General features: G+C 43.8%; 15 protein-coding genes. 7 read left to right on the top strand and 8 right to left on the bottom strand.

From position 1 onward, the window contains the following. Positions 1 to 30 precede the first annotated feature (30 nt). Positions 31 to 429: an 8-oxo-dGTP diphosphatase MutT gene (gene mutT, locus NL643_RS05770; RefSeq protein ID WP_005396433.1), complete on the top strand. Its 399-nt coding sequence runs from the start codon at positions 31 to 33 to the stop codon at positions 427 to 429. A 110-nt stretch (positions 430 to 539) separates the two neighbouring features. Next, entirely contained in the window at positions 540 to 1,349 is an 810-nt protein-coding gene (gene dapB / locus NL643_RS05765) for a 4-hydroxy-tetrahydrodipicolinate reductase (protein ID WP_006742699.1), read from the top strand. 8 nt (positions 1,350 to 1,357) lie between these two features. On the opposite strand, the gene NL643_RS05760 is transcribed toward dapB, so the two are convergent. Next, complete coding sequence (locus NL643_RS05760; RefSeq protein WP_170892359.1) at positions 1,358 to 1,585, bottom strand: hypothetical protein; 228 nt, start codon at positions 1,583 to 1,585, stop codon at positions 1,358 to 1,360. Between the two features lie 245 nt (positions 1,586 to 1,830). Between NL643_RS05760 and carA the strand changes: the two genes are divergently transcribed. From carA to NL643_RS05735, 5 genes are all read left to right on the top strand, one after another. Then, complete coding sequence (gene carA / locus NL643_RS05755) at positions 1,831 to 2,970, top strand: glutamine-hydrolyzing carbamoyl-phosphate synthase small subunit (protein WP_046873990.1); 1,140 nt, start codon at positions 1,831 to 1,833, stop codon at positions 2,968 to 2,970. 16 nt (positions 2,971 to 2,986) lie between these two features. Continuing rightward, positions 2,987 to 6,220 carry a carbamoyl-phosphate synthase large subunit gene (gene carB, locus NL643_RS05750; RefSeq protein ID WP_005381854.1) on the top strand — a complete coding sequence of 1,078 codons (3,234 nt, stop codon included), beginning with the start codon at positions 2,987 to 2,989 and terminating at the stop codon, positions 6,218 to 6,220. A gap of 916 nt (positions 6,221 to 7,136) precedes the next feature. Further along, the gene (locus NL643_RS05745) at positions 7,137 to 7,916 is read left to right on the top strand and encodes a TSUP family transporter (RefSeq protein WP_253644075.1); all 780 of its coding nucleotides are present in this window, start codon (positions 7,137 to 7,139) and stop codon (positions 7,914 to 7,916) included. 136 nt (positions 7,917 to 8,052) lie between these two features. Then, positions 8,053 to 8,730: a hypothetical protein gene (locus NL643_RS05740; protein WP_253644074.1), complete on the top strand. Its 678-nt coding sequence runs from the start codon at positions 8,053 to 8,055 to the stop codon at positions 8,728 to 8,730. Between the two features lie 58 nt (positions 8,731 to 8,788). Then, positions 8,789 to 9,208, top strand: coding sequence for a hypothetical protein (locus NL643_RS05735; RefSeq protein WP_131815256.1), 420 nt, complete (start codon positions 8,789 to 8,791; stop codon positions 9,206 to 9,208). Between the two features lie 62 nt (positions 9,209 to 9,270). Here NL643_RS05735 and NL643_RS05730 read toward each other — a convergent pair whose 3' ends face one another. The 7 genes from NL643_RS05730 to NL643_RS05700 all read right to left on the bottom strand — a co-directional run bounded on the left by NL643_RS05730 (position 9,271) and on the right by NL643_RS05700 (position 15,425). Then, on the bottom strand, positions 9,271 to 10,125 hold the full coding sequence (locus NL643_RS05730) for a LysR family transcriptional regulator (RefSeq protein WP_104971268.1): 855 nt from the start codon (positions 10,123 to 10,125) through the stop codon (positions 9,271 to 9,273). A 129-nt stretch (positions 10,126 to 10,254) separates the two neighbouring features. After that, positions 10,255 to 10,875 carry a TRIC cation channel family protein gene (locus NL643_RS05725; protein WP_005387377.1) on the bottom strand — a complete coding sequence of 207 codons (621 nt, stop codon included), beginning with the start codon at positions 10,873 to 10,875 and terminating at the stop codon, positions 10,255 to 10,257. Between the two features lie 69 nt (positions 10,876 to 10,944). Next, on the bottom strand, positions 10,945 to 11,769 hold the full coding sequence (gene btuF, locus NL643_RS05720) for a vitamin B12 ABC transporter substrate-binding protein BtuF (RefSeq protein WP_253644073.1): 825 nt from the start codon (positions 11,767 to 11,769) through the stop codon (positions 10,945 to 10,947). Next, positions 11,769 to 12,722 carry a cobalamin biosynthesis family protein gene (locus tag NL643_RS05715; RefSeq protein WP_193447648.1) on the bottom strand — a complete coding sequence of 318 codons (954 nt, stop codon included), beginning with the start codon at positions 12,720 to 12,722 and terminating at the stop codon, positions 11,769 to 11,771. The genes btuF and NL643_RS05715 overlap by 1 nt, the downstream gene beginning before the upstream one ends. Before the next feature lie 11 nt (positions 12,723 to 12,733). Then, a complete protein-coding gene (gene mtnN / locus NL643_RS05710) occupies positions 12,734 to 13,429 on the bottom strand; it encodes a 5'-methylthioadenosine/S-adenosylhomocysteine nucleosidase (protein WP_253644072.1) in 696 nt (231 codons plus the stop codon). Positions 13,430 to 13,492: 63 nt separating this feature from the next. Next, positions 13,493 to 13,921 (bottom strand): DUF1499 domain-containing protein, encoded by a 429-nt coding sequence (locus tag NL643_RS05705; RefSeq protein ID WP_031780533.1) that lies wholly within the window; start codon positions 13,919 to 13,921, stop codon positions 13,493 to 13,495. A gap of 91 nt (positions 13,922 to 14,012) precedes the next feature. Next, positions 14,013 to 15,425: an FAD-dependent oxidoreductase gene (locus NL643_RS05700; RefSeq protein WP_253644071.1), complete on the bottom strand. Its 1,413-nt coding sequence runs from the start codon at positions 15,423 to 15,425 to the stop codon at positions 14,013 to 14,015. Between the last annotated feature and the right edge of the window lie 7 nt (positions 15,426 to 15,432).

The raw sequence follows: 15,432 nt of genomic DNA, 5'->3' as shown, positions 1-15,432 counted from the left end.
GTACAACGGTCTTGAGAGTTAGGAATCCCCATGAAAAGAATTCACATAGTCGCGGCAATTATTTTTAACCAAGACAAATCAAAGATCTTTATTACAAAGCGTCCTGATGATAAGCACAAAGGCGGGTTTTGGGAGTTTCCGGGTGGCAAAGTCGAGCCGGGAGAAAGTATTGAGCTTGCTATTACAAGAGAACTCGAAGAAGAAGTGGGAATTGAAGTTATTGAGCAAGCCCCTTTTGAACACTTGGAATACGACTATCCAGACAAATCACTCAAGTTTGATTTTATTACAGTATCTCAATTCAGTAATGAGCCTTACGGTCGAGAAGGTCAAGAAGGATGCTGGGTTGAGATCAGCGAATTGGGCGACTACACCTTTCCTGAAGCGAACGTACCTATCTTGGAGCGTGTTGTAAAAGAGTTTGCTTAAGCTCGATGAACTTGCTTGTGGTAACCACGGTATGTTGTTAGTTTAAACAGATTAAGCGAAACGAGAGAACGAGAGCAAACCTCGTTATCTAGAGAAGGAGAGAAAGCGCAATGGTTCGTATTGCAATCGCAGGAGCAGCTGGCCGAATGGGCCGTAATTTGGTTAAAGCTTCACACCTTAATCCTGAAGCGACAGTGAGCGCGGGATCAGAACGACCTGAGTCTTCACTTGTCGGTGTCGATATCGGTGAACTTTGTGGTGAAGGTAAATTCGATGTGCTCTTAACGGATGATCTTGCTAAAGACGTCGATAATTTTGATGTAATCATAGATTTCACCGCTCCAGTAAGCACATTAGCGAATCTCGAGTTGTGTAAGAAATACGGTAAGAGCATTGTGATTGGGACGACTGGCTTCAGCGATGCAGAGCGTGATCTTATCGATGAAGCAGCCAAGCAAGTGCCTGTTGTGATGGCGCCAAATTATTCTGTAGGCGTAAACCTTGTCTTTAAGCTTCTTGAGAAAGCGGCCAAAGTTATGGGGGATTACTGTGATATCGAGATTGTTGAAGCACACCATCGCCATAAAGTTGATGCCCCCTCTGGTACCGCTATCGGAATGGGAGAAGCTATTGCTGGTGCGATGGGTAATAAGCTGAATGATGTAGCTGTCTATGCCCGAGAAGGCATTACTGGTGAACGAACAAAAGATGAGATCGGCTTTGCTACGATTCGCGCTGGCGATATCGTCGGTGAGCATACAGCTATGTTTGCTGATATCGGGGAACGAGTGGAAATAACGCACAAAGCGACTGATCGCATGACGTTTGCTAATGGGGCCGTAAAGGCTGCCGTTTGGTTGAGTGCTAAACCTGCGGGCTTTTATACCATGACAGATGTTTTGGGATTGAATGAACTCTAAATACATAATTATTCGCCGGCGCTAGCCGGCTTTTTTATATCTATAGAATTATTTGTAAATAAAATGATTCTGATAGAGAAGATTTTAGCACTTACTTTTGTTATGTTTTTGTCTGTTTTGGCTTTGTTTTTGGGTGTAACCGTTAAAAGTGTTCCTGTTTTTGTCTTGGTGAACGTTTGCGTTAAAAACTCATAATTTTTTGTGATCCCTAAAAAGTTCAAATTTGTAAAATTCATTAAACCTCTATCCCTCCCTATGTAATAGCATTCAAAAGTTGTCTTTTTGAGCCTTACTGATTCGAAATGACCTTACTCGCTAGAAATTGATAATTTATTTTTGATTGTAGGTTGACAGGTTTCCAGTCCAACTTTAGAATACCGCCAATTTGTCTGAAATACCTATTTATGTAGATTTTATAGGTAAAGGAAGGCATGTTTGCAGTTTGATTTATTTTTTTTGCATTTTTATTCTGGAGGTTGTCTTGGGTAAATTAGCACTGTTAGTCCTAGAAGATGGGACAGTGTTCCACGGAGTGTCCATAGGGGCAGATGGTATTTCCGTTGGTGAAGTCGTTTTTAATACCTCGATGACGGGGTATCAAGAAATCCTCACTGATCCTTCCTATTCTCAGCAAATCGTCACCCTTACTTATCCTCACATTGGCAATACCGGAACCACTTCCGAAGATGAAGAATCCTCTTCCATTCATGCACAAGGCCTTGTGATTCGCGATCTTCCTCTTATCGCTTCTAACTTCCGTAATGAACAATCCCTCTCTGATTACCTTAAGTCTCAAAATATCGTTGGCATCGCTGATATTGATACGCGAAAGCTCACTCGTATCTTGCGTGAAAAAGGTGCTCAAAACGGTTGTATTGTTGCGGGTAATAACCTAGATGAAGCTTTGGCTCTAGCGAAAGCAAAAGAATTCCCAGGCTTAAAAGGAATGGACCTTGCGAAAGAAGTTACAACGAAAGAAGCGTATCAATGGAAACAAGGTTCGTGGACGCTTGAAGGTGGACTTCCAGAGGCGAAAGATGACAGCGAGCTGCCATACCACGTCGTTGCTTACGACTTCGGCGCAAAACGCAACATCCTGCGAATGTTGGTTGACCGCGGTTGCCGCTTAACGGTTGTTCCTGCTGAAACGTCAGCGGAAGAAGTGCTTGCGATGAACCCGGACGGTGTTTTCCTATCAAATGGCCCTGGTGATCCAGAACCATGTACTTACGCGATTGAAGCGACAAAAGTGTTCCTAGAAAAAGGCTTACCTATCTTCGGTATTTGTTTAGGTCACCAAATCCTTGCGTTAGCGTCAGGTGCGCAAACCGTGAAAATGAAGTTTGGTCACCATGGTGCAAACCACCCAGTAAAAGATTTAGAGCGTAACGTTGTTATGATCACTTCGCAAAACCACGGCTTTGCGGCAGATGAAGCAACGTTACCGGAAAACTTACGTGCTACTCACGTATCGTTATTTGATGGCTCTTTGCAAGGTATTCACCGCACAGACAAGCCAGCATTTAGCTTCCAAGGTCACCCAGAAGCGAGCCCAGGTCCACATGACGCGGCACCGCTATTTGACCACTTTATCGAACTAATCAAAAAACACAGCGCTTAATTCGGAGTAGTAGATAATGCCAAAACGTACTGACATTCAAAGTATTCTAATTCTTGGTGCTGGTCCGATTGTTATCGGTCAGGCATGTGAATTTGACTACTCTGGCGCACAAGCCTGTAAAGCACTTCGTGAAGAAGGCTACCGAGTTATTCTGGTTAACTCGAACCCAGCAACGATCATGACTGACCCAGAGATGGCTGATGCGACTTACATCGAGCCAATCCAATGGGAAGTGGTACGCAAGATCATTGAAAAAGAGCGTCCAGATGCAGTTTTGCCAACCATGGGTGGCCAGACTGCACTTAACTGTGCGTTAGACTTAGAGAAACACGGCGTTCTCGCAGAGTTTGGCGTAGAGATGATTGGTGCAACTGCAGATGCAATCGACAAAGCGGAAGATCGTTCTCGTTTTGATAAAGCGATGAAGTCTATCGGCCTTGAGTGTCCTCGCGCAGATACAGCGAAGAGCATGGAAGAAGCTTACAAAGTTTTAGATATGGTTGGCTTCCCTTGTATCATCCGTCCATCGTTCACCATGGGTGGCACTGGTGGTGGTATCGCGTACAACAAAGAAGAGTTCGAAGAAATCTGTCGTCGCGGTCTGGACTTATCTCCGACCAACGAACTTCTTATCGATGAGTCACTAATCGGTTGGAAAGAGTACGAAATGGAAGTCGTTCGTGACAAAGCGGACAACTGTATCATCGTATGTTCAATCGAGAACTTTGACCCAATGGGCATCCATACGGGTGACTCAATCACGGTTGCACCAGCGCAAACACTTACAGACAAAGAATACCAGCTAATGCGTAATGCTTCGCTAGCCGTTCTACGTGAAATTGGTGTTGAAACAGGTGGTTCAAACGTACAGTTTGGTATCAACCCGAAAGATGGCCGTATGGTCATCATCGAGATGAACCCGCGTGTATCTCGCTCTTCTGCGCTAGCATCAAAAGCAACAGGCTTCCCAATCGCGAAAATTGCCGCGAAGCTGGCAGTTGGCTTTACTCTGGACGAATTACAAAACGACATCACGGGCGGTGCAACACCAGCATCATTCGAACCAACTATCGACTACGTCGTAACTAAGATTCCTCGCTTTAACTTCGAGAAATTTGCTGGCGCAAACGACCGTCTGACGACTCAGATGAAATCGGTTGGTGAGGTAATGGCAATTGGTCGTAACCAACAAGAATCTCTTCACAAAGCACTGCGTGGCCTAGAAGTTGGCGCAACTGGTTTTGACGAGATGGTCGATTTAGAAGCACCAGATGCACTGACTAAGATTCGTCACGAACTTAAAGAAGCAGGCGCTGAGCGTATCTGGTACATCGCCGATGCATTCCGAGCTGGCATGTCAGTTGACGGCGTGTTCAACTTGACTCAAATCGACCGTTGGTTCCTGGTTCAAATCGAAGAAATCGTAAAACTCGAAGAGCAAGTCAAGGCGGGCGGCTACGCAGGTTTGACCAAAGAAGTGCTTCGCCAGATGAAACGTAAAGGCTTCTCTGATGCGCGCTTGTCTAAACTGCTAGGTGTCGCTGAAAGTGAAATTCGCCGTGCTCGTGAGCAGTTTGATATTCACCCGGTTTACAAACGTGTAGATACGTGTGCCGCTGAGTTTTCTTCTGACACGGCTTACATGTACTCATCTTACGATGAAGAGTGTGAAGCAAACCCAACAGACAAAGACAAGATCATGGTTCTTGGTGGCGGTCCAAACCGTATCGGCCAAGGTATTGAATTCGATTACTGTTGTGTACACGCATCACTTGCGCTGCGTGAAGACGGTTACGAAACCATTATGGTTAACTGTAACCCAGAAACGGTATCTACTGACTACGATACGTCTGATCGCCTGTACTTCGAACCAGTAACTCTGGAAGATGTACTGTCTATCGCTCGCGTTGAAAAACCAAAAGGTGTGATTGTTCAGTACGGTGGTCAAACGCCACTTAAACTGGCTCGTGCTCTAGAAGCGGCTGGTGTTCCAATCATTGGTACTAGCCCAGATGCTATCGACCGTGCGGAAGACCGTGAACGCTTCCAGGCAGCTGTTGACCGTCTAGGTCTACTTCAGCCAGAAAACGCGACAGTAACAACGATGGAACAGGCGGTTGAAAAATCGAAAGAAATTGGCTTCCCATTAGTTGTTCGCCCGTCTTATGTACTCGGTGGTCGTGCGATGGAAATTGTTTACGATGAGCAAGACCTGCGTCGCTACTTCAACGAAGCAGTAAGCGTATCGAACGAGTCTCCAGTTCTACTAGACCGTTTCTTGGATGATGCAACCGAAGTTGATATTGATGCTATCTGTGACGGTGAACGCGTCGTTATCGGCGGTATCATGGAACACATCGAACAAGCCGGTGTTCACTCTGGTGACTCTGCATGTTCACTGCCTGCATACACGCTAAGTCAGGAAATTCAAGACAAGATGCGTGAGCAAGTTGAGAAGCTGGCGTTCGAACTCGGTGTACGCGGTTTGATGAACACGCAGTTTGCTGTGAAAGACAACGACGTTTACCTAATCGAAGTGAACCCTCGTGCTGCTCGTACGGTACCATTCGTATCGAAAGCGACAGGCGCTCCTCTAGCGAAAATTGCTGCACGTGTAATGGCGGGTCAATCTCTAGAGTCACAAGGCTTTACTAAAGAGATTATCCCTCCTTACTACTCAGTGAAAGAAGTGGTTCTGCCGTTCAACAAATTCCCTGGTGTTGACCCTCTATTGGGCCCAGAAATGCGCTCAACAGGTGAAGTAATGGGTGTTGGTGCAACGTTCGCAGAAGCTTACGCGAAAGCAGAGCTAGGTTGTGGTGCAGTTTACCCTGAAGGTGGTCGTGCGCTACTGTCTGTACGTGAAGGCGATAAAGAGCGTGTTGTTGACCTAGCTTCTAAGCTAGTGAAACTGGGTTACCAGTTGGATGCGACACACGGTACTGCTGTGATTCTGGGCGAAGCGGGTATCAACCCACGCTTGGTAAACAAAGTACACGAAGGTCGTCCACACATTCTTGACCGCATCAAGAACAACGAATACACCTACATCGTAAACACGGCAGCTGGTCGTCAAGCGATTGAAGATTCGAAAGTTCTACGCCGCGGTGCACTGGCAGAAAAAGTGAACTACACAACGACACTGAACGCAGCGTTCGCTACATGTATGTCTCACACTGCAGACGCAAAAGCGTCAGTAACTTCGGTTCAAGAGTTACACGCTAAAGTGAAAGCGAGTCTAGACGCGTAACAGATAAAAATCAGTAAGCTCGTTAATCAGGGCTTACATGACAACCTCATTGCCCGCTCATTTGAGCGGGCTTTTTTATATTGAGGTTTTTCTAAAATGAACAGTATTAAAATGTGCTAGGAACGATTGGTATGCTTCGCTTTTGAAGATCATCAAGCTAATGATGGCAAGCAATGTACCCAAAGATGAAGAAATAGTACTACCACTTGCTACAACAAAGTTGATACTGCAGGTAAGAATGATAAAAGAGATAGTGATTAAGTTTATTTTTGCAGCAATACTTAATCCTTTGCTTATTGTCAGGATGTTTGGAATGCATACAACAACAACCGTAATAGCTCCCAATGTAAGAAGGTACGTATCTAGATCAATGTGTTGAGTGAAAGAAAACCAGTCATTCCAAATGCTTAAGCTAATAGCCAGACCAATAGTCAATGCCAAGTATAAACATACACTTATTGAGATGTTCGCTATGCTAATTGATTTAGTATTCAACTTTCAATTCCTCATAGATTCCAATTGCAAGATTTCTTAGCTCTCCCGAATAACCGCTCGTCTTGGGTTTAGAGACAATAACGTTGAATAGCTGATTAATGTTCACTATTTGTTCTATTTTGAGTGTGATTGTTGTTTTTCTGGATGGTCGAGTCAGTAAGCTATCCATTATTTTCGTTTTTTATCAGATGAAACGTTCCCTATTAAGACAGCACTTTCCTTTTCTATCAAAACATTAAGAGGCTCTTGAGGTGAGGCTCTATATTTGGTTGTAATTGATGTTGTTAATGTGTCATTTTCTAGATTTATTAAATGATGAAAATTAGGAATAGATTGGTGTCTTGACTTTCCATTGGTGGTTTTGTGAATAAGTGCTACCGTTTTTCCTCTTTGATGCCTCTTTAAATAAAAAGGATGTGTAGTGGAAATCACGGTTGAGATTTTGTTGGCTCTATTTTTTGTTGCGACTGCCGCAGGCTTTATTGATGCGATGGCTGGTGGGGGAGGGCTCATTACGCTCCCTGCGCTTTTGGCAGCGGGGTTGAGTCCGACTCAAGCTCTAGCAACCAACAAGTTACAAAGTTCGTTTGGCAGTTTCTCTGCTAGCTGGTATTTCGTGCGTAACGGTATTGTCAGCCTAAAGGAAATGCGTTTCGCGATACTCTGCACTTTTATAGGCGCAGCAATCGGTGCCGAGGCTGTGCAGTTTATTGATGCTAGCGTACTCACCAGTTTGATCCCTGTTCTTTTGATAGCCATTTCCCTCTATTTTTTACTCGCGCCAAGTACGCGTAAAATCGATGGAGAACCAAAGTTATCTGAAGCGATGTTTGCGCTATGCATTGGTGGCGGGATCGGTTTCTATGATGGCTTTTTTGGCCCTGGGACTGGATCTATTTTTACTGTTTGTTTTGTTGCACTGGGTCACTTTTCTTTGGTCGAAGCCACTGCTAGAACCAAAATCCTCAATTTCACATCAAACATTGCGGCACTACTCTTTTTTATCTTAGCTGGGTTGCCAGTGTGGAAGCTTGGCTTAATTATGGCTGTTGGCGGTTTTCTTGGTGCTCAGTTAGGGGCGAAGGTCGTGGTAAGTAAAGGGCAAAAATGGATTCGTCCTCTAGTTATAGTGATGTCGATGCTCATGGCAACGAAACTTCTTTGGCAACAACATCAGCAATGGATTTTGTCAGTGTTATAACTCGTTCTCTACGTTCAACTACGCTTATTCATGAATCATATGTAAAGAAATACTGATATATCTATGATTTCATTATAGCGTGATATCGTACTTAAAATGAAAAAGTAATAAACAATTTTCATTTAATAAAGTTAGAATGCTATGCATTTCTATCAATGAATTTGATAAATATGTTATTAAATTTATCCCTAAGCATGAACAGCTTCGATGGAATAGTTTAAAGGGTAAGTTAGAATTTATTGCAAACTACTATGCAACTGTAGATGATTTGGCGTATTTAGGTAGAGTTGCTGTAGCCTTGTTAGGTAGCGCAGCTCCTATTGCAGTTGAGAAGTATGGTGGTTTTAATCATATTGTAATTAAAGGAACACCTAGTTTACAAAGAAAAGTTATGGCTTTGTCTGGTAAGATTTCGCCACCGATGGCCGTAAGTTTTGTTATAGGAAAAGAAAAGGTATTACAGACGGTTAAGCAAGGTGCAGTTATTACTGTTATTTTTGTCACATCTTATATAATAGCTGAGTATTTATTTAAAGAGTCAAATAAAAGAGTATTGGCTAAATTATTTGGAGTTATAGCAAGTGACATTATTAAAGTGGGTTTGGCTGCTTTAGTTGCTAGTATAACATTAAAAACGATGGTTTCTGTAGGTTTTGTCGCTGCTGGTGGTTCAGAGGCTCTGTTTGTGGTTGTTTTTGTCGGTGTTGTTGCCAGCTTTACAACTAGTAAAATAAATGAAGAATTTAACCTTACAAAGAGGTTCCAAAAGGAAATTATGCTATTTTGGTCTCAAAAAGAAGAGGTGGAAAAATGAAAGATAAAACAAACCAATACCGAGCGATGCAAAGCTTTAAAAATAGTGGCTTTTCATTATGAAAAATGAAGAAATAGATTATAGAACATTTATTATAGGTTCAATTCTATTTCCTATATGTACATATTTTATGATTTATCTTCCGGTATCTGATTTGTTGGATTTTTTTGGATCAATTTCATCCGATCAAGAAAGTTTATCTTTAGGTGGTCAGAATATTCAGTTATTTTCATCCGGTTTTTTATTTGCTTTGCTTTCTTATGTTTCTATTTATACTGTTTCTACTAAGAGAAAGCCAAATAAAGAAAAACTTAAAAATCTTTTTAAATTATGTTTTGTTTTATTAGTTTCTAGCTTTTTGTTTTCTTATATATTTAATGAGTGGCTGCTGTCTTATGCTGAAAGTCATGGATACCATTATTCTGAGGAACTTAGTTCTCGATGGTTTTTAAGTGAGTACTATGTTTTTGTAAAATGACTATGAAATACACTTTTACATTATACTCTACTTCAATTGTCTAGTTGTTGTGATGTCAATGCTTATGGCAACGAAACTTCTTTGGCAACAACATCAGCAATGGATTTTGTCAGTGCTTTAACTCGTTCGCTGCGATATGTGCTGTGGCGCAAGCAGATATGTATTGGTCGAATTAACTGTCCTAGTTCTTCAAAGTCATAGCAGAATTTGGGTGTGATATTAAGTGTCTTCAGGATAGATTTAGGAATTAAAGCAGGAGCCATTCCGCCCAAAGCCAGTTGTGCTGCCGCAGTGTATGAATCCATTTCCATCAAAGGCTCAATTCCGTATTTTGACAAAATAGCCTGTTGGTAAGTGTTGGCAGGATTGGTTAAGTCATTGGTCAAAATGGCTTTGGGTAGTTGCGAAAGTGGGTATCTACTGACGATTGAAAAAGGTTCATCAGCGAGGTGAAGGCTCATTAATCCATGATGAGGCGGTAAATAACCAGCACAGAATCCCAGTGTCGCTTTACCTGATTTGACGTTCTCAATAATGCGTGGTGTATGATTGGTCGATATTCGTATGTATTGGTCATGGGCAAAGCGTTCTGCCATGATCACACTAAGGTATCCAGCGACTAAGGTTTCAGAGCAGTCTATCTTGATCAAAGAAGTATCTTCTATTTCTTGCTGATCATAGATCTGACCTCTTAACTCATTGAACGTTGGCTCGATCGTGTTGATGAGCGCAAGGCCATCGGAGGTCAGCTTTATGTGCCGACCACTTGGCTCAATCAATTTTTTTCCTAACTTCTTCTCTAGATTCGAAATGCGCTTACTCACCGCAGATTGACTAATATAGAGTTGGCTGCCCGTACGGCTCATGGTTTTTTCTTTACTGAGGACAAGTAACGTCTCAATACCTTCAAGCAACATAATAATTAATGAAAGTTAGGAATGGTTGAAATAATTTAGCGAATTGTACAAGAATTGGCGAATCAAATGAGTATAAATGAGAGGAGCCGACACTCAGTCGACTCCATGACCGAATCATGTAATTTGTGTTTAACGATTAATTGCGAAAGTTGGCAGGGATAGATGCCAACGAATAGCACCGAGACGTATAATGAGCGTTGAGATTACACCAGCGAGTAAAGCCGTTGAGTGGTCATAACCCATGTTTACCGCCATCGTATGGAAGATGCCGCCAATAATACATGCCGTAGCGTAGACTTCGCTTCTTAATACCATAGGAACTTCGCGAGCCAGCACGTCTCGTATAATGCCACCTCCACAGCCAGTAATAACCCCCATTATCACAGCGACCATTCCAGATGCATTGTAGGCGAGTGCCTTCTCTACTCCAATTCCCACAAATACAGCGAGACCGATGGCATCACAAACGGGTAATACCCACCATGAGAGTCGCTTGGGTCTTCGAATAACAAGCATGGTTAGTAGACACGTAACAAATATCACCCATAAGTACGTAGTATCTGTTATCCAAAATACAGGAGTGGCACCTAGCGCCATGTCTCGGATTGTTCCGCCACCAATAGCAGTCACACTGCCGAGAACGATAACGCCGAATGGATCCATTTTTAAACGGCCCGCCAGTAACACGCCAGAGATAGCGAAAACAGCGGTACCGAACAAATCGATCATATAAAGCAGCATGGAGTCCATGTTACTTAGTACCTTTATATAGTGTGAGAAAAAATGGGCGGAAATTGTACGGTATTTGCCACGAAATCGTTAGCGTTTTTGACGAACGCTTTTAAAGTGCTCACACACTTCTGTGATCGCATTTAGTGTGCGTGGGGTTGGGCGGTTAATCCAATCTGAGTTTAGAGACCAGATGTGTTTATTTCTAAGTGCGGGAAGCTCATTGCTCCACTCTGCCCACATACCATCATTACTCATTGCGTGACGAGAAGTAAAAATAACCTCTGGTTGGCGAGTGATGACCTGCTCGATGCTGACCTGAGGATAAGGCGCGCTGGATGCTGCGAAAATGTTTTCACCACCGCAAAAAGTAAAGACTTCACTTGGCCAGTTCTTCCCGGCGACAGTGATGATAGGCTTTTCACTCAACTGATAAAAGTAACGAACTTTCTCGTGCGTGTTGTACTTCTCTTTTAGTGTATTCAGTTGCGTTCTAAAATCTTCAGCGGCCTTTTGTCCTATTTGCGGGGTTTCGCTGTATTGGCTTAGCTGCTCGATATTATTGGAGATATCTTCCAGTGAGCCTGTAGTGGAATAATAGATAGGAATGCCGAACTGTTTAATTTTCTCCAGCTCTTTTGCCGGGTTTCCTGCCGGCCAAGCAATGACTAAATCCGGTTGAAGAGCAATAATGCGCTCTAATTTAATTCCTTGGTAATTAGAGACTCTTTCCAGCTGCTTTGCCTGCTCTGGATAATCACTCATTTCGCTGACAGCAACAAGCTTGTCTCCTAGCCCTGCCGCAAAGGCAATTTCAGTGGCATGCGGAGCTAAACTTACAATGCGTTGCGCTGGTGTTTGGGCGAAGGTCGCTGTCGAAACAAACAGCGTTAATGCGAAGCATAGTTTATTCATCATAATCCTTGATAAATCATTCCTAAAAGCAGACTTTGGATAGCTATCCAAACGAAGACTCGCCAAACGAGCAGCGTATGTATTTGTGAAAGGTGAATAGCCGATGGGGCGATTCGTCCACCGATTTTTGCGCGTTCCGCACGTATACCTTGATAGATAGCAGGGCCGCATAAAGAGAGTTGTAGTTTGTGTCCGATGGTACACAACACCCAGGCGGGCCCGGGTAGTGGCCAAGACTTCGCTTGTTGCTGTACACCAGAAAGCACATTGCTTACGTTCTTTCCTACAGCTAAAAGTATGGCAAAGAGACGAAGTGGAATAATATCCAGAGCGGCAACCAGCTGAACGGCAGGTTTACCAAAGGGCAAATATTGGCGTCGGCTAGGGGACCAAACTCGAGCTAACTCTGTGGCTAGTCGATACATTAACGCACCAATACCACCTGCTAGTGCGTACCAAAATAACACACCGATTACGTTGCGGCTGTATCCCATAATCACAGCTTCTGAGCTTGCTTTACCTATGCCGATGATCGAGAGGCTGTCAGTATCGCGATTAAGGTATGGTCTTAGTAATTGTCGGCACTGAGCTTTGTCTTCTCTCGACATACTTGTGACGAGTTGTTTCGTTAAGGCTTCGCTGTTGCGCCAGTCCAAAGCAATGATCAATAGCACTAGTTCGTATAAAGGCACTTGCCAAACGAATGGCTCCACGGCAATCAGCAAGATCAAGCAAGGCAATAGCATCAAGCCCAATGCAAGACTGCCGGAGGTCAGGCTCTGTGAGTAACTATGATTATTGTTTACTTTGTTGGCGAGGTTCTCAGCTAACTTTCGCCATAAAGTGATGGGATGCGATGAACGGGGGATTGGTAAAATAAGGTGAAAGAGCAGTGCGCCCCACATAATAAGGAGCGCACCGTTGGCATAAAATGACTGAAAAACTTCTTCCATGAATGAGTCGTTTACTTAATGAGTTCCAGCATTTTGAATACCATTTCAGAAGAGCTTTTTGCTGCTAGCGGTAGGAACTCATCAAAGCTCATTGGTGACTCTTTATCAGCGACATCAGAGATTGCGCGCACAACAACAAACGGCGTGTTGAATTGGTGACAAGTTTGAGCGATAGCAGATGCTTCCATTTCTACCGCGATAACGGATGGGAAGTGCTTACGAATAAACTCTTGGTGTTCAGCGGTGCAAACAAATGCATCACCAGTACAGATCAGGCCGCGAACTGCATGAGTGTTTTCCATTTGCGCTAGTGCCTTTTCTGCTAAATCCATTAGCTTTTCATCCGCTTTGAATGCAGCAGGCTGGCCAGCCATTTGGCCAATTTCATAACCAAAAGCGGTCACATCTGCATCGTGATGACGAACTTCTGTTGAGATAACAACATCACCTAGATTTAGGCTTGAATCGAAGCCACCAGCAGAGCCTGTGTTAATCACAACATCTGGCTGGTATTCATCAAGAAGAATGGTAGTGCCTACTGCAGCTGCAACTTTACCGATACCTGATTGTAGTACGACTACTTCTACATCATTAATTTGACCAGAGAAAAACGTACAACCTGCTTTATTTACGGTTTTGCAGTTTGTGATTGCTTCTTTCAGGATGGTCACTTCTTGTTCCATCGCACCGATGATACCAACTTTCATAACACTCTCTTTCGGTAAATATTTTAGTTGGCCGAGAGTATAGCACTCCCCGTGAGCAGTTTTCTATTTGATGAGCTTAGCTTGAGTGAGCTTTTCTCGTAATTGTTCGGCGCGCTTTCTGTTTACGCCAAAGTCAGAATAGCCCACACGTGACTCTGAGCGAACAATCAGTTTGTCTCCTGCTACTTTTAATTCGAGGTCATCCACGAAGCGCATGATTTTAGATGTGCATTCTATCCGAAGGTAATCACCCTCTTTTACCGCGGTTTTGGCGCCAGGAAGTTGAAGCGCGGCTTGCTCAATGGCATCTAACGTTGCGGACTCAGTGAGCAAAAAAGGTGCTAATTGAAACTTGTCTCTTGAGTCCTGAGTTGAAACGCAATTTGGTTTGTCACCACAAGGTGATTGAGAACGATCTGGCATACTGGTGACTCCTTGGCTGCAGGCTGTAAGGCTGAGTAAAGCGATGGAAAGGAGAGCGGCTTTTTTCATTGTATTTACTCTTATAATTTTGCTTCTAATTATATGGATACAAAAGAAAAAGGATCCAATAATAGGATCCTTTTTGTGATGTTAGCTGTGATTAGACTTCTAGGTAATCAAGAATGCCTTCTGCCGCTTTTCGCCCTTCATCAATGGCGGTTACGACGAGGTCTGAGCCACGGACCGCATCACCGCCAGCGAAGATTTTCGCATTGCTGGTTTGGTACATGAACGCTTGCTCAACAGGTGCCTTGATACGTCCCCATTGGTCTAAATCGACACCATACGGTTCCAACCAGTCCATTTTGTGTGGCTGGAAACCAAATGCCATGATCACGGCATCCGCAGGCAATACATGTTCACTGCCTTCCACTGGTTCTGGTCTGCGACGACCTGCATCATCGGGCTCACCTAAAGCGGTTTTTACCACTTTAACGCCCGATACGTTACCTGAGGCGTCGACCTCCACACCGAGTGGTTGCAGGTTAAACATGAACTTCACGCCTTCTTCCTTCGCGTTTTTTACCTCGCGACGAGAGCCAGGCATGTTGGCTTCGTCACGACGATAAGCACAAATCACATTGGAGGCTCCTTGGCGAATAGAGGTTCGTACACAGTCCATTGCGGTATCGCCACCACCAAGCACGACCACTTTCTTTCCTGCCATGTCGATAAAAGGTTGGTTGTTCTCAAGTTCCATGACTTTGTAGGTGTTCGAAACTAAAAATGGCAGCGCGTCATATACACCCGGCGCATCCTCATTTTCTAGTCCTGCACGCATGTATTTATAGGTGCCAACGCCTAAGAAAATGGCATCGTACTCATCGATTAGATCTTGCATTTGTACATCTTTACCGACTTCCACGTTCATGCGGAACTCGACGCCCATTTCAGTGAACACACGGCGACGATTTTCCATTACCCCTTTTTCAAGCTTGAACGAAGGGATACCGAAAGTCAGTAGTCCGCCGATTTCTGGGTAGCGGTCAAACACGACTGGCTTAACGCCATTGCGCACTAGGATATCAGCGGCTGCCAAGCCTGCTGGGCCAGCTCCAATGATTGCGACCTTTTTATCGGTCCACTCCACCTTGGACATATCTGGCTTCCAGCCCATTTCAAAGGCTTTGTCGGTAATGTACTTTTCTATATTACCGATGGTGACGGCACCAAAGTCATCATTAAGCGTGCATGAACCTTCACATAGGCGGTCTTGAGGACAAACGCGCCCACATACTTCCGGTAGGCTATTGGTTTGATGCGATAGTTCAACCGCTTCAAGAATACGACCTTCATTGGCAAGTTTTAACCATTGAGGGATGTAGTTGTGGACTGGGCATTTCCATTCACAATATGGGTTGCCACAATCTAAGCAGCGATCCGCTTGTGCAGTTGCCTGCTGCTTAGTAAACGGTTCATAGATTTCAACGAACTCGATCTTACGAACTTTGATAGGCTTTTTCGCAGGATCTACACGCTGCACATCGATAAATTGATAAACGTTCTGGCTCATGATTCAA

This window comes from Vibrio sp. Y42_MX_L11, assembly GCF_024181785.1.
Taxonomy (GTDB): Bacteria; Pseudomonadota; Gammaproteobacteria; order Enterobacterales; family Vibrionaceae; genus Vibrio; species Vibrio diabolicus.
Note: the sequence above shows the minus strand (reverse complement) of the source record. Positions and strands in the feature narration are given on the sequence as shown.

Coding starts and splice junctions, on each gene's coding strand:
- mutT (WP_005396433.1), top strand. CDS start 31: ATGAAAAGAATTCACATAGTCGCGGCAATTATTTTTAACCAAGACAAA.
- dapB (WP_006742699.1), top strand. CDS start 540: ATGGTTCGTATTGCAATCGCAGGAGCAGCTGGCCGAATGGGCCGTAAT.
- NL643_RS05760 (WP_170892359.1), bottom strand. CDS start 1,585: ATGAATTTTACAAATTTGAACTTTTTAGGGATCACAAAAAATTATGAG.
- carB (WP_005381854.1), top strand. CDS start 2,987: ATGCCAAAACGTACTGACATTCAAAGTATTCTAATTCTTGGTGCTGGT.
- NL643_RS05740 (WP_253644074.1), top strand. CDS start 8,053: ATGCTATGCATTTCTATCAATGAATTTGATAAATATGTTATTAAATTT.
- NL643_RS05735 (WP_131815256.1), top strand. CDS start 8,789: ATGAAAAATGAAGAAATAGATTATAGAACATTTATTATAGGTTCAATT.
- NL643_RS05730 (WP_104971268.1), bottom strand. CDS start 10,125: ATGTTGCTTGAAGGTATTGAGACGTTACTTGTCCTCAGTAAAGAAAAA.
- NL643_RS05725 (WP_005387377.1), bottom strand. CDS start 10,875: ATGGACTCCATGCTGCTTTATATGATCGATTTGTTCGGTACCGCTGTT.
- btuF (WP_253644073.1), bottom strand. CDS start 11,769: ATGAATAAACTATGCTTCGCATTAACGCTGTTTGTTTCGACAGCGACC.
- NL643_RS05715 (WP_193447648.1), bottom strand. CDS start 12,722: ATGGAAGAAGTTTTTCAGTCATTTTATGCCAACGGTGCGCTCCTTATT.
- mtnN (WP_253644072.1), bottom strand. CDS start 13,429: ATGAAAGTTGGTATCATCGGTGCGATGGAACAAGAAGTGACCATCCTG.
- NL643_RS05705 (WP_031780533.1), bottom strand. CDS start 13,921: ATGAAAAAAGCCGCTCTCCTTTCCATCGCTTTACTCAGCCTTACAGCC.
- NL643_RS05700 (WP_253644071.1), bottom strand. CDS start 15,425: ATGAGCCAGAACGTTTATCAATTTATCGATGTGCAGCGTGTAGATCCT.